The sequence below is a fragment of the Citrobacter sp. Igbk 14 genome, from assembly GCF_028069825.1.
Lineage (GTDB): Bacteria > Pseudomonadota > Gammaproteobacteria > Enterobacterales > Enterobacteriaceae > Citrobacter.
In genome coordinates this window covers 14,465-28,756 of record NZ_JANEWM010000001.1, presented here as the reverse complement: position 1 = coordinate 28,756, position 14,292 = coordinate 14,465, and the positions used below count along the sequence as shown (strand labels likewise).

The window sequence follows — 14,292 nt, the reverse complement described above, 5'->3', positions numbered from 1 at the left end:
GGCTCCTCATGAGTGCGTTAAATAAGAAAAGTTTTCTTACTTACCTGAAAGAAGGCGGAATTTACGTTGTTCTTTTGGTTTTGCTGGCAATTATTATTTTCCAGGATCCCACTTTCTTAAGTTTACTGAACTTGAGTAATATTCTGACGCAATCTTCCGTGCGTATTATTATCGCGCTGGGTGTTGCCGGGCTGATTGTTACGCAAGGGACGGACCTGTCCGCAGGGCGCCAGGTTGGCCTGGCGGCGGTCGTTGCGGCAACCTTGTTGCAGTCGATGGAGAATGCCAACAAGGTGTTCCCGGAAATGGCGACGATGCCCATTATTGTGGTCGTGCTGATTGTCTGCGTTATCGGTGCTGTCATCGGTCTGGTAAACGGTATCATCATTGCTTATCTGAATGTGACGCCCTTTATTACCACCCTCGGTACGATGATTATCGTCTACGGTATTAACTCCCTGTATTACGACTTTGTTGGGGCATCGCCAATTTCTGGCTTTGACAGCGGGTTCTCAACCTTTGCGCAGGGCTTTATTGCGCTGGGTAGTTTCCGACTCTCCTACATTACTTTCTATGCCTTGATTGCCGTGGCCTTTGTTTGGGTGCTGTGGAACAAGACCCGTTTTGGTAAAAATATTTTCGCTATCGGCGGTAACCCTGAAGCGGCGAAAGTGTCCGGTGTAAACGTGGCGCTGAACCTGCTGATTATCTATGCGCTGTCTGGTGTGTTCTATGCCTTCGGTGGATTGCTGGAAGCAGGGCGTATCGGTTCTGCGACCAACAACCTCGGCTTTATGTACGAGCTGGATGCTATTGCGGCATGCGTGGTTGGCGGCGTGTCGTTCAGCGGTGGTGTGGGGACGGTTTTCGGCGTGGTGACCGGTGTGATTATCTTCACCGTCATCAACTACGGTCTGACCTACATCGGCGTGAACCCTTACTGGCAGTACATTATTAAGGGCGGCATCATCATCTTCGCCGTCGCGCTGGATTCACTGAAATACGCACGTAAGAAGTAACGATTAAAACGCTAAAAGCCCGGCGCAGCGCAATCTGCACCGGGCTTTTTTGTGAGTGTTACAACGTTAACGTATGCGCTTTCTCGCCGGTTTTAAATTTCACCTCACCGAGATCGATACAGGCTACCGGGCAAACGTGACCGCACAGCAGGCAGCCCACGCATTTTTCCGTGTTGCAGTGTGGTGTACGGGTTTCCTCATTCCATTCCATCGCCTGGTGCCCACCGTCATAGCAGGAGATGTAGCAGCGGCCACAGCCCACACATTTTTCGAGATTGATATGCGGATAGACGATGTAGCTACGGTCAAGTTCCTCTGCGGGGATGATATTGGTATTGGCGAGACCAACCATCTCCTCCAGTGAATCAAATCCTTGATCGGCGAGGTAATGCGACAGCCCGCTGGTCATGTCCTCCACGATTCGGTAGCCATACTGCATAATCCCGGTGGTTACCTGCAGCGTGGCAGCACCCAACAGCAGAAACTCGGCGGCATCCTCCCAGGTTTCAATCCCCCCAATGCCGCTAATCGGGAAATCGCGCAGTTCAGGGTGCATACGCAGTTGCTGAATAAAGCGCAGAGCGATAGGTTTCACGGCCTTGCCGGAGTAACCAGAAATACTGGATTTACCGTTGACGACTGGCATCCCGATTTTGCGCTTCAGGTCGATATTGGTGATGGATTTAACCGTATTGATGGTCGCGATACCGTCAGCACCTCCGCGCTTAGCTGCCAGCGCCACCTCGCACATATCACCAATATTTGGTGTCATTTTAGCCAGCATTGGTAAGGTTGAGCCGCGTTTAACTGCCCGACAATACTTTTCGACCAGCTCAGGGCTTTGCCCGACATCGCTGCCCATGGCATGTGAGGTCATTTGCGGACACGAGAAGTTGCATTCGATCATGTCTGCACCCGCCTCTTCAACCAGGCGGGCCAGTTCCTGCCATTGCTGCTCATTTTCTCCCATGATCGATGCAATCAGGACGTTGTTTGGGTAGTCCTGTTTCAGTCGGCGAATTGCGGCCAGGTTCTCCTCCAGCGGGTGTTCGGCAATTTGCTCCATGTTTTTGAAGCCGATAAAGCCGGTATCTTCTTTGGTCAGATGGTCAAAGCGCGGGGAGACTTCATTGGCGATAAAGAAACCGATTGTCTTAAAAACAATACCGCCCCAGCCGGTATCGTAGGCTTTGGCACACATCTCATAGCAGTTGCCCACCGGAGAAGAAGAGAGGCAGAACGGGTTGGGAAATTTGACGCCGCAAAATGTAATAGAAAGATCTTTCGTTAACATGAGCAAGCTCCCTCTAAATAGTGATGAATGGCCTGAGCGGCTTCTTTTCCGGTTTTCACGGCGTATACAACGGTTTTATCGCCTTTAACAATATCGCCCGCGGCAAACATAACCGGATCGGCGGTTTGGTAATTGTGCGTATCGATAAGATTGCGCTGTGGTTTTAACGCGGCGAAATCATCAAGCTGCGCATGTTGACCGACGGCAAGAATAATATGTTCGGCTTCAAGCGAGAGTTCTCCCGGCAGGCGTACGTGCTTAAAGGTGACGCGATTCCCACTAACCGCCACAGGCGTGAAACCGTCAATAATCGATACCCCTAACGCCTGGGTACTGTTGAACTCTTTGTTGCTGGCAGGGAATTCGGCCAGTTCCTCACGTGCGACACAGGTGACGGACGGGCAGCCCAGCAGTTTCAGTGTACTGGCGACATCCATTGCCACATCGCCACCGCCGATGATCAATGCGCTTTGCGCGACACTAATATTGCCGCCTGACTGTCGGGCCCGTTGCAGAAAGTCGACGGCAATTTCGACATTATTCGCCTGGTCAAACAGAGGCAACGTAGAACCGTAAGACATCCCTACGGTCACCAGTACGGCGCGGTATTCTGTTTTGAGTTGCTCAAGGGAGAGGGCAGCACCCACTTCACAATGGCATCTGATGGTCACGCCCATTTCCACGATACGGGCAATCTCATTATCTAAAACCGTCTGCGGCAGACGAAACTCTGGAATACCATAACGCAACCAGCCGCCTGGCTGGGCCTGCTTTTCGAAGAGGGTGACGTCATAGCCAAGATTACTCAGCGTTACGCTGGCCTGTAATCCGGCCGGACCCGCACCGATGATGGCGACCTTGCCCAGCGTTTTTGTTGCGGGCTGATAGATTTTCATTGCGGTCTGCTGTTCAAAATCGGTAATAAATCGCTGCAGTCGCGCAATATCAATAGGCTTATCAATTCCTGAACGTGTACATCCGCGTTGGCATAATTTTTCGGTTGGGCATACCCGGGCGCACACCGCACCGAGCGCATTATTTTCCCGGATAGTTTCAGCCGCGCCTTTAAAATTACGGAAATATATGGAACGAATAAATTTCCCTGGGTCGGTTTGCGCCGGGCAATCCTGACTACAGGGGGCATCGTGACATAATAAACAACGAGAAGCCTCTTTTATGGCTAATAATGGGGTGAAAGCCGGCGTGAGCTCATCCAGATAATTTTGTTGTGGCATATTTTCTTCCTTAATGCTTGAGTAAATTAAGGCAAACCGTTAATAACAAAATATAAAAAGTGAAAGGCTATTCTTAAGGCTAAGCACTGCAGGAAGAGTATTCTGTGAAAGGATTCACAAATAGAAGAAGGTGTGAGGGAAATGCTGACAGGCAGCATGAATCCCTTATATTGAAATGGTAACCGTTATCATAATATTAGTTATTCTCAACATCTAATATAAAGATAATATCGTTAACGATAAAATACCAAATAAACAACCATACCTAATGATAAACATCCGCACCCGGCATAAACCAGCACATAGGACCAAAATTGCAAAGGCTCTTGCGAGCGATAGGCGTAAACCGGTTCGCGCGCATTCTTCTTAATTTTATCTACGGCCCCGGAGCGCCATCCTTTCCAGGCTTCACGGAAACAAAAAAGGGGAATGAGCAGAAAGGCCAATACGACGAAGAGTGTTTGTACATCCATGCTTATTTTCCTTGTTTCTTTTGTAATTCGAGTAATTGTTCAGGAGTGACTGCCGGATATCCCTGAGCATCATCGGGTACCTGATGCATGGTCGGGATAGGTACCAGCGGACCTAAAAAACGTGGCTCGCGTTTAAAAAGGTAGAGATCGGCCAGCGCGCCAAAGCGAGCGCCAAATTCGCGTACCCGCACGGTAAGCATATCTTTTGGCGAGGGTACCGCATAGCACTGAGCCTGAATGCCCATATGTAGCGCAATAAACAATGCGCGCTCACAGTGGAATCGCTGAGTAATGATGATGAAATCGTTGGTATCGAATACTTTGCGCGTGCGTACAATCGAATCAAGCGTACGGAACCCTGCGTAATCGAGCACGATGTCAGCGGGATCGACGCCCGCGGCAATCAAGTCCTTACGCATCGTCATCGGTTCGTTATAGCTTTGCTGTGCGTTGTCGCCGCTAAGTAGCAGATAGTTTACTTTGCCGCTGTTATACGCATTTAATGCGCCCTGAATGCGGTAGCGGTAATACTGATTGATGACGCCGGTACGGTAGTATTTTGCCGTGCCCAGGACAACACCAACCTGACGGTAGGGGAGATCCTGTAATTCGTCATAGATGTAGGGGGCCGTCTTCCAGCTCATCCATCTGTCGAGCCCAAGCACTGTCAACAGCAGCAAGCCTACCAGGACTAACAAGCTGTAAAACACGCGCTTTAACATGCAGAAAACTCGATAATTGGATGGAATTTCAATCAGGCTACTGTACCCAACGGCGGAGCGCAAGAAACAGCAGTCTGATTGAGGGGATTTTAGTCACTGTTGCCCGATGACGCAGCGCCACCGGGCGTCACGACTTAACCGAGTAGTACGCGCTCGATATTGTCGCAACCCAGCGCGTTCAGCGTGGCAGACGTCGCATCCCACTGGATAAGCGCCGCATCCGCTTTTTCTGCCAGCACCGCACGTTGAATGTCCGGATAGTCGTAACCGTTAAGACTCAACAGGTTTAATGCACCCTGCAACGGTGGCAGCGTTGGGTTGAAGGCGGCGTTTTCAGCATAACTACCGCTGAAAATCTGTCCATCTTTACACTCCAGCGCCACGCCGCTCGGGGAGTTGCTGTAGGGCATATGGCATCTGTTTGCTGCGGCAATCGCCGCCTGGGTCAGCGCATCGCCTTGCAGCGCGAAGCCGTGATCCTGGTCGTCCATCAACAGCGTTTTGATGTCGAGATCTTTTGGCCCAAAAGCGTCCGGCAGATAGTCGCGCAGTGCGTGTGGTTCACGCCCGGGCAGGTGAATACGTAAATCCAGTCCGCTGTTCAGCTCATTCATAAACTGACGGCAGTGCCCGCAAGGGGTGTAGTTGACGGTAATCGCGGCGAGTCCTTTTTCGCCACGTAACCAGGCATGGCTAATAGCGCTCTGCTCGGCGTGAACGGTTTGCTGCATTGTGGCACCCAGAAACTCCATGTTCCCACCGAAATACCAGGTTCCGCTGATACCACGTGAGATCGCGCCAACGTTGAAGTTGGACAGCGGAGTGCGTGCGCAGGCCGCAGCTAAAGGCAGCAGAGCGAATGCCAGCGCGTCTTCGTCCAGTCCCGATTCGCGTTTTAGCAAAGATACCTGCTCAGCCGTCAGCATGGCGGGGAAATGTACATCCGCCAGAATAGGGGCCAGGGCTGATTGCAAGTTATCCGCGAGTTGGGCAAAAGCAGTTTGAAAACGTGGATGCATGGCGTTGCCTCATAACAATGTAATGGAACCGTAGTTTACGGGCCTGACAGGGCTTTATATGTGATCCAAATCTCATTGTGTATGCAACTTATGAAACTTAAATTAAAAATGTGCAACGCATCGCAAATAAACAGCTTAAAAATGCAGATTAGCCTACCACTGCCAGGATAACCGGGAACAGGAAGGGGGCAACCAATGAGGTGATAATCCCGCAAATCACCAGCGCCAGTGAGCTAAATGCGCCTTCCTGGTAGTCCAGTTCAGCACAGCGAGCCGTGCCCAGGGCGTGTGAAGCCGTACCCATTGCCAGCCCACGTGCTGCTTTAGTGCGAATGCGCATTGCATTCAGCAGGGTATGGCCAAATACGGCACCGAGGATACCGACAAAAATAACGCACACTGCGCTGATTGCCGGGATACCACCAATACTCCCGCCCACAGCCATAGCGATAGGCGTGGTTACCGATTTAGGCATAATAGAGGCGGCAATCTCTGGTGAAGCCCCCATCAGCAGGGCAATAGATGTGCCTGTGACCATGGCCACGACACTGCCGGCAAAACAGATGGCGATAATGGATTTCCAGCGGGCACGGATTTGGTGCAGCTGTTCATATAACGGATAGGCCAGAGCGACGACAGCAGGTTGCAATAAATCGTTCAGCACTTCGCTGCCTTTGAAGTAGTGATCGTAGGGGATACCGGTCAGCATCAGAAAGGGAATAATCACTACCATCGCGACGAGCAGCGGATTTAGCAACGGCAGTTTAAATCGTGCGGCCAGCTTACGTGCAGCAAAAAATACCGCCAGGGTGAGGGGTAACGACCACCAGATATACGACATCATTGTTTAGACCCTTTTTGACCAACGATTTTGCGTTCGCCGTGAACAATGTGCGAGCTCCAGCTCACTACCAGGAATACGACCAGTGTACTGATGGTGCAGGACACCACGACCGGACCAAATTGTGCGCGTAGCAAGTCAAAGTACTGCATGATCCCCACGCCAATCGGGACAAACAGCAGGGCCATGTAACGAATCAGTACGTAGCAGCCTGGGTTTACCCATTTTGCCGGTAAGATCTGTAATGCCAGTAATACAAACAGAATCAGCATGCCGATAATGCTGCCCGGAATCGTGATTGGCAGCAGCGATGCAAGAAAAATACCTGCATAGAGGCAGGCATAAATGAGGATGAATGCGCGTAAATATTGCCAGATAATGTTCAGTGACTTGCTCATATTTGAAACCCTTGACGAGACTGATTCATCATACAATTAAACTTTAAAACGTGCTACCGATCACATCATGAATTCTAAGCATAGTGGAAATAGATATCTGGAACATCAGGCAATGCCCCCAATCAGCATAACCAAACCTGTGCCCGGCGCTGAGACGCTTTAATCTCCTGCATAGAGACGTTACCATAGCGCCTCTCTTTTTTGCGGGTAACAATATGCGTGTTTTACTGGCGCCGATGGAAGGCGTGCTCGACTCACTGGTGCGCGAGCTGCTGACTGAAGTGAATGATTATGATCTCTGTATCACCGAATTTGTTCGCGTGGTGGATCAACTACTGCCGGTAAAAGTCTTTCACCGCATTTGTCCTGAACTGCTTAACGCCAGCCGCACGACATCCGGTACGCCGGTGCGTATACAACTGCTGGGGCAGTATCCGCAGTGGCTGGCAGAAAATGCAGCCCGCGCGGTTGAGCTGGGTTCGTATGGCGTCGATCTAAACTGTGGCTGTCCGTCGAAGCTGGTGAACGGCAGCGGCGGTGGCGCAACGTTACTGAAGGACCCTGAGCTGATTTACCGTGGCGCTAAGGCCATGCGTGATGCGGTTCCGGCCCATTTACCGGTGACGGTAAAAGTGCGTCTGGGCTGGGACAGCAGTGACAGGCAGTTCGAAATCGCTGATGCCGTCCAGCAGGCTGGTGCCAGCGAGTTGGTGGTGCACGGGCGAACGAAAGAGCAAGGTTATAAGGCCGAGCACATTAACTGGCAGGCAATTGGCGAGATCCGCCAGCGTCTCAATATCCCGGTTATCGCGAATGGTGAGATCTGGGGCTGGCAAAGCGCACAGGACTGTATGGCTATCAGCGGATGCGATGCCGTCATGATCGGGCGCGGTGCGCTTAATATCCCGAATTTGAGTCGCGTGGTGAAATATAACGAACCGCGTATGCCATGGCCTGAAGTTGTGACGTTACTGCAAAAATATACCCGACTGGAAAAACAGGGTGATACCGGGCTGTATCATGTGGCGCGTATCAAGCAGTGGCTGGGATATCTTCGTAAAGAATATGTTGAAGCGACAGAACTGTTTCAGGAAATTCGGGCTTTGAATAATTCACCGGATATTGCACGCGCGATTCAGGCCATCCCTATTATCGCCTGATGGCGGCGTAATCGCCTTATCCGGCCTACGGAACGGACGCGTAATTCGTAGGCCTGATAAGCGTTTGTGACATTACGCCTCCATTTATAATTCAGTGGAATTATTTTGACAGAACCATTTGTTGTGTATATGTTTCTTAATTATGTGATTCTATTTCAAAAGATGTATTGCCACGCGTAACTAAAAAAGAGAATGCGGTAAGTCGTACTCTCTGTGCATCTTTTCTTACCCGTATATTCCCATGAATCGTAACTCTGTTCTTGTTGCAACGGCATGTTTGCCGCTGCTTATTTTGATGGTCGGTTGTGCACCTATGCATGACAATCGCCAATCGCTGTCACAGCAGACGCCCGCTGTGAACGTTGACTCCGCGTTGCCTGCGGCATTAAAAAATGGTTGGCCGGATAGCCAATGGTGGAAGGCGTATCATGATCCACAGCTGAATGCGTTGATTGACAGCACCCTCAAGAATTCTCCAGATATGCAGGTAGCAGAACAGCGCATTCAACTGGCAGAAGCGCAGGCTAAAGCGGTTAAGGCGCAGGATGGCCCGGAGATTGATTTTTCCGCAGATGTGGAGCGTCAGAAAATGTCAGCTGAAGGGCTGATGGGACCGTTTGCTACCGATTTGGATGGAAATACAGGGCCATGGTATACCAACGGCACCTTTGGTTTAACCGCTGGCTGGAATCTGGATCTGTGGGGTAAAAACCGGGCTGAAGTGGCGGCGCGTATTGGTGAGGTGAAAGCGCGTGAGGCTGAACGTGAGCAAACTCGCCAGTTACTGGCGAGCGGTGTATCGCGTTTGTACTGGGAGTGGCAGACGCAGGCGGCGCTTAAAACCGTGCTGACGCAGATTAAAAACGAGCAGCAGAACGTCATCACCGTCGATCGTCAACTGTATCAAAACGGGATTACCTCTTCTGTCGAAGGCGTTGAAACGGATATCGACTCCAGTAAAACGGAGCAGCAACTGAACGATGTCAGCGGCAAAATGAAGGTGATAGAGGCGCGGTTGAGCGCACTGACCAACTCGCAATCTTCCGTCATGAAGCTTAAAGCGACAACGCTACCGGCGGTAGAAAGCCAGCTACCGTCCCAGCTTGGTTATTCGCTGCTGGCCCGCCGCCCTGATTTACAGGCCGCACACTGGTACATCGAGTCAACGCTGAGCAGCATTGATGCGGCAAAAGCGGCATTCTATCCGGACGTTAACCTGATGGCGTTTTTACAGCAGGATGCGCTACATCTGAGCGATTTGTTCCGCCATTCTGCACAGCAGATGGGCGTGACGGCTGGACTGACGCTGCCTATTTTTGATAGCGGCAGACTGAATGCGAATCTCGATATCACGAAAGCGCAGAGCAATCTGACGGTGGCAAATTACAACAAGGCCGTGGTCGATGCGGTGAATGACGTGGCGCGTGCGGCATCACAGGTAGAAACGCTGGCGCAGAAGAACCAGCACCAGCAGCAAATTGAACATGACGCACAGCGCGTCGTGGGGCTTGCACAGGCACGATATAGCGCCGGTATCATTGCGGGTTCCCGGGTTAGCGAGGCCAAAATTCCGGCATTACGCGAACAGCTTAATGGTCTGGTTCTACAGGGACAGTGGCTGGATGCGTCTATACAGCTGACCAGCGCACTGGGCGGCGGTTACCGCGCCTCCTGATAGTCTGACCCGGCAGAAGCCGCTGTCGGGTCAATTTGCCTGTTCTTTGCGTTTACTTCGCCGTTTCATCCACCAGCGGGCAGCCACTACAACGCCGATAACCAAAACCAACCAGATCCCATGTTTAATATGCTGGTCGAGGCTATGCAACCATGGGGCAATCACTTCACCACCCACATAGCCGAGCGTGGTAAACAGCAAAGCCCAGACAAACGCCCCCAGGATATTCAGTGGGATGAAAATCTTCGGCGGCAGGTGGCTGGCTCCAATCAGCAACGGACCAATGACGCGAAAGCCGTACATAAAGCGCGTGCCGACCACAAACAGATAGGGACGCCGTTGGATCATCTTCTGCGCGTAGTGGATTTTTGCCCGATGACGCGAGAAACGACGTAAAATTTTGCCGCCATAACGACGCCCAAGTAAAAAGAGCAACTGATCGCCAATCATCCCGCCCAACGCGACGGAGAGTACCACCAGCGGAAATTTAAGAATTCCCTGATGCGCAGCAACACCGCCTAGCAAGGTAATGGTTTCGCCTTCGGCAAGGCTGCCAATAATCAGCGCCGCATAGCCGTATTGCTCAACATAATGCGTTATATCCATACGTTGTATGACCTCCACGCTCCATAGCATACACCCAGTGAATTGTTCATGCCGGAAAAGCAGTAATTCAGCGCATCGGTATTTTTCATGTGTACATAAAATAATCAAAAGCTGAATTATACTTGAAGTGTTGAGGTCCGGAGCTGACAAGAAGGGGGCGGTATGAACCATGTCTGGGGGCTGTTTTCCCATCCCGATCGTGAAATGCACGTGATCAACAGCGAAAACGAAAGTGTTTCGCATCACTATACCCACCATGTACTGCTGATGGCGGCAATCCCGGTGATTTGTGCGTTTATTGGCACCACGCAAATTGGCTGGAATTTTGGCGACGGCAATATACTGAAGTTATCCCTGTTTACCGGATTTGCGATGGCAATTCTGTTTTACGGTGTGATGCTGGCGGGTGTGGCCATTATGGGCAGAGTGATCTGGTGGATGGCGCGGAATTACTCGCGACGCCCGTCGCTGGCGCATTGTATGGTCTTTGCCGGATATGTTGCCACGCCGCTGTTTTTAAGCGGGCTGGTGGCGCTGTATCCGCTGGTCTGGCTGTGTGCGCTCGTGGGAACCATCGCGCTTTTTTACACCGGCTATTTACTCTATCTCGGTATTCCAACGTTCCTGAATATCACGAAAGAAGAAGGGCTGAGCTTTTCCAGTTCAACGCTGGCGATCGGTGTGCTGGTGCTGGAGGTTCTGCTGGCGATTACGGTGATCCTGTGGGGCTACGGTTACCGATTGTTCTAGGTGTACAACCTGTCTGCGCTGCGTTGTTGACGTAAAAGTCAGCAACGCAGCATTTCGAGATGATTCTTCTGTAGCGGCAAACCTGCCGGATCGCTATGATGCCAGAGCTAGCCCGAGATAATCCTTATTTCAGGCGGTGTGCGTTGTGACGTGCGTGAACCATTATCAGAAACCTCATCATGCTGAAATTCCGAGTTTCATTATTAAGTCTTGCCCTGGTGCTGGCCGTTCCTTTTGCACCCCAAGCCGTAGCGAAAACGGCGACTACTGCAGCGGCATCTCAACCTGAGATTGCTTCTGGTAGTGCGATGATAGTTGATCTGAATACCAACAAAGTTATCTATTCGAACCACCCGGACCTCGTCCGTCCGATTGCGTCGATTACCAAATTAATGACGGCGATGGTGGTGCTTGATGCACGACTGCCGCTGGATGAAAAACTGAAAGTTGATATCAGCCAGACGCCGGAAATGAAAGGCATCTACTCTCGTGTGCGCCTGAACAGTGAGATCAGTCGTAAGAATATGCTGCTACTGGCGCTGATGTCCTCAGAAAACCGCGCAGCGGCAAGCCTGGCGCACCACTATCCGGGCGGTTACAACGCATTTATCAAGGCGATGAATGCGAAGGCGAAGTCGTTGGGAATGACCCAGACGCGCTTCGTGGAACCGACCGGGTTATCGATTCATAACGTCTCGACGGCGCGTGATCTCACTAAACTGCTAATTGCCAGCAAGCAGTATCCGCTGATTGGTCAGTTGAGTACGACGCGTGAAGACATGGCGACCTTTGCTAATCCGGCTTATACGCTGCCGTTCCGTAACACCAACCATCTGGTGTACCGCGATAACTGGAACATTCAGCTCACCAAAACGGGGTTTACTAATGCCGCCGGTCACTGCCTGGTGATGCGTACGGTCATTAATAACAAGCCGGTAGCGCTGGTGGTTATGGATGCCTTTGGCAAATATACCCACTTTGCTGATGCCAGTCGTTTACGCACCTGGATTGAAACCGGTAAGGTGATGCCTGTTCCGGCCGCGGCGCTGAGTTATAAAAAGCAAAAAGCCGCCCAGATGGCGGCAGCGGGTTCAGCGACAGGTGAGCAAACCGCGCAAAACGATTAAACCGTAGGCCGGGCAAGCGAAGCGCCCCCGGCAACGTGCCCGATGGCGCTTACGCTTATCGGGCCTACGACTCTTTCCAGTACTTCTGCTTACTGGTTTTACCAATACCTGGATTCATACTGTTGGTCGGGTCGTTCTCGCGATAAAAACGCGTCAATGTTTCTGGTGCTTTATACAGATGCCCCACGTTATGTTCTGCAGGATATTGTGCCCCGCGCTCACGCAGTAACACCAGCATTTGCTCTTTCAGTTCGTGAGCATCCACACCTTTCTTCACGATGTAATCCTGATGGAAGACATAGCACATGAAGTGGCCGTAGTAGAGCTTATGCACCAGCTTGCTGTCTATTTCTGGCGGCAGGTGCTCATACCATTCGGTATCGTTACGGCGCAGCGCAATATCCAGTGCCAGTATATCCTCCACCTCATCCGCATGGACGGCCTGATATCGAATGGCCGCGCCCGCCGCTGCGAAGCGGTGCAAAAAGGCCTTGCTACCTTCTTCCGGCGTACAGGCAAAGAAATCACCTTCTGCGGTTTTGAAAAACTCAGTCAGCCAACTCTGTGCTTCCGCTACACCGCCACCGGCCATTTTTAACAGCAGGTGATGTTCGTATTTATCACGCCAGCTTTTCATCCGTGCCGGTAAATGGCTGGGGAATAAATGACCAAACTTCTGCATCGCCCGGTCGGTAAAGTGCGGGCGGAAAATTTTCACTTTTTCCAGCATCGCATCGGTGCGGCCTTTCAGCGTAAAGAAAAACGGCATTTTGTCAGTGCCGAGTTTGTCGATCATCAGAAACGTATCTTTGCCATAAGTTTCGGCGATGTCATAGATATCGCGGTGCATATATTCACCCGCGACCGGCAGATGTTCAAATTTGGCCAGAATATGACGACGGATTTCTGTCAGCACTTCTGGCTGGTTGGTACCGATATAAAAGACCTGCTGGTTTTTCTCAGCCTCAAAGGTATCCAGGCGCACGGCGAACACCGCAAGCTTTCCGGCGCAACCAGAAGATTCAAACAAACGCTCAGGGTCTGCGTTATAGCGTGCCGGCGTATCGGCCTCAATATCTCTGACGCGGGTGACGTAATCATGATCGTGTGCGTGACGCCCATCGTGCTGGACATCATCATCTTTGATCCGCTCGTCGTCGAGTTTACTGAGGATCTGCTCCGGAGTCTGACCCAGCTCGATACCCAGATGGTTGACCAGCTGTAACTTGCCCTGCTCATCAATGCGTGCAAAGAGCGACATTTCTGTGTATGCCGGACCCCGTTGTACCAGCGAGCCGCCAGAGTTGTTGCAGATACCGCCGATAACGGAAGCACCGATGCAGGAAGAGCCGATCACCGAATGCGGTTCACGGCCAAAAGGTTTGAGCGCCTTTTCCAGCGAATACAGTGTCGTACCGGGATAAGCCAGCACCTGTTCACCGTTGCCGATGACGTGCAGCTTATCGAGGCGCAGAGTACTGATGATAACGATGTCGCGATCGTAATCATTGCCGCTAGGGGTAGAGCCTTCGGTCAGACCGGTATTGGCGGCTTGCATCAGGATTATTTTGTCAGCCGAGACGCAGGCGTTGAGGACACGCCACAATTCTAATAGCGAGCCAGGGAAAACGACGGCGAGCGCATCGCCCTGGCCCGAGCGGAAGCCTTTACGATAACGGGCAGTTTTGGCCGGTTCGGTGAGCAGGTGTGAATGGCCGACCAGTCGGGTCAATTCAGTCAGAAACGCTTTATTATCAGTTGTTGTAATGGAAGACATTCTCCACTCCTTGTGGTGGGACTCAATATCAGGAACAAGCATAGCGCTATGTATGACAATACGCTTTCTCATTCGCATTGTCTCTGTGTTGTATCCCACTGATTCATGCTGGTTTTGAAAATTCAGAGAATATCCTTAGCTTTCTTCCCCGCTCCCGTTTAGGCTTACGGCAAGCTGCGGTTTTTGTTATATTTTC

General features: G+C 51.4%; 14 protein-coding genes. 5 read left to right on the top strand and 9 right to left on the bottom strand.

From position 1 onward, the window contains the following. The first annotated feature begins 8 nt into the window (after window positions 1-8). Window positions 9-1,019 carry a galactose/methyl galactoside ABC transporter permease MglC gene (gene mglC / locus NNN64_RS00135; RefSeq protein ID WP_005129205.1) on the top strand — a complete coding sequence of 337 codons (1,011 nt, stop codon included), beginning with the start codon at window positions 9-11 and terminating at the stop codon, window positions 1,017-1,019. 58 nt (window positions 1,020-1,077) lie between these two features. On the opposite strand, the gene preA is transcribed toward mglC, so the two are convergent. The 7 genes from preA to NNN64_RS00100 all read right to left on the bottom strand — a co-directional run bounded on the left by preA (window position 1,078) and on the right by NNN64_RS00100 (window position 7,001). Next, window positions 1,078-2,313, bottom strand: a complete 1,236-nt coding sequence (gene preA, locus NNN64_RS00130) for an NAD-dependent dihydropyrimidine dehydrogenase subunit PreA (protein ID WP_271440064.1) — start codon at window positions 2,311-2,313, stop codon at window positions 1,078-1,080. Further along, window positions 2,307-3,548, bottom strand: a complete 1,242-nt coding sequence (locus NNN64_RS00125) for an NAD(P)-dependent oxidoreductase (RefSeq protein WP_271440063.1) — start codon at window positions 3,546-3,548, stop codon at window positions 2,307-2,309. The genes preA and NNN64_RS00125 overlap by 7 nt, the downstream gene beginning before the upstream one ends. 233 nt (window positions 3,549-3,781) lie before the next feature. Beyond that, window positions 3,782-4,021, bottom strand: coding sequence for a DUF2542 family protein (locus NNN64_RS00120; RefSeq protein ID WP_137382289.1), 240 nt, complete (start codon window positions 4,019-4,021; stop codon window positions 3,782-3,784). A gap of 2 nt (window positions 4,022-4,023) precedes the next feature. Beyond that, the gene (sanA, locus tag NNN64_RS00115) at window positions 4,024-4,743 is read right to left on the bottom strand and encodes an outer membrane permeability protein SanA (RefSeq protein ID WP_137382290.1); all 720 of its coding nucleotides are present in this window, start codon (window positions 4,741-4,743) and stop codon (window positions 4,024-4,026) included. A 134-nt stretch (window positions 4,744-4,877) separates the two neighbouring features. Next, complete coding sequence (gene cdd, locus NNN64_RS00110) at window positions 4,878-5,762, bottom strand: cytidine deaminase (protein ID WP_137382291.1); 885 nt, start codon at window positions 5,760-5,762, stop codon at window positions 4,878-4,880. Between the two features lie 148 nt (window positions 5,763-5,910). After that, a complete protein-coding gene (locus tag NNN64_RS00105; protein WP_271440062.1) occupies window positions 5,911-6,606 on the bottom strand; it encodes a CidB/LrgB family autolysis modulator in 696 nt (231 codons plus the stop codon). Then, window positions 6,603-7,001 carry a CidA/LrgA family protein gene (locus tag NNN64_RS00100; protein ID WP_271440061.1) on the bottom strand — a complete coding sequence of 133 codons (399 nt, stop codon included), beginning with the start codon at window positions 6,999-7,001 and terminating at the stop codon, window positions 6,603-6,605. Before NNN64_RS00100 ends, NNN64_RS00105 begins: the two co-directional genes overlap by 4 nt. A gap of 215 nt (window positions 7,002-7,216) precedes the next feature. On the opposite strand from NNN64_RS00100, the gene dusC reads away from it, so the two are divergent. Continuing rightward, window positions 7,217-8,161 carry a tRNA dihydrouridine(16) synthase DusC gene (gene dusC, locus NNN64_RS00095; RefSeq protein ID WP_271440060.1) on the top strand — a complete coding sequence of 315 codons (945 nt, stop codon included), beginning with the start codon at window positions 7,217-7,219 and terminating at the stop codon, window positions 8,159-8,161. Window positions 8,162-8,402: 241 nt separating this feature from the next. Then, window positions 8,403-9,836 (top strand): multidrug resistance outer membrane protein MdtQ, encoded by a 1,434-nt coding sequence (mdtQ, locus tag NNN64_RS00090; RefSeq protein WP_271440059.1) that lies wholly within the window; start codon window positions 8,403-8,405, stop codon window positions 9,834-9,836. Between the two features lie 30 nt (window positions 9,837-9,866). Here the strand turns inward: mdtQ and NNN64_RS00085 are convergent, their stop codons facing one another. Next, window positions 9,867-10,442, bottom strand: a complete 576-nt coding sequence (locus NNN64_RS00085) for a DedA family protein (RefSeq protein ID WP_271440058.1) — start codon at window positions 10,440-10,442, stop codon at window positions 9,867-9,869. 162 nt (window positions 10,443-10,604) lie between these two features. On the opposite strand from NNN64_RS00085, the gene NNN64_RS00080 reads away from it, so the two are divergent. Both NNN64_RS00080 and pbpG read left to right on the top strand, forming a co-directional pair. Next, window positions 10,605-11,192, top strand: coding sequence for a Yip1 family protein (locus NNN64_RS00080; protein ID WP_005129189.1), 588 nt, complete (start codon window positions 10,605-10,607; stop codon window positions 11,190-11,192). Between the two features lie 179 nt (window positions 11,193-11,371). Next, entirely contained in the window at window positions 11,372-12,319 is a 948-nt protein-coding gene (gene pbpG, locus NNN64_RS00075; protein WP_048211180.1) for a D-alanyl-D-alanine endopeptidase, read from the top strand. A gap of 64 nt (window positions 12,320-12,383) precedes the next feature. On the opposite strand, the gene dld is transcribed toward pbpG, so the two are convergent. Beyond that, a complete protein-coding gene (dld, locus tag NNN64_RS00070; RefSeq protein WP_271440057.1) occupies window positions 12,384-14,096 on the bottom strand; it encodes a D-lactate dehydrogenase in 1,713 nt (570 codons plus the stop codon). Window positions 14,097-14,292 lie beyond the last annotated feature (196 nt).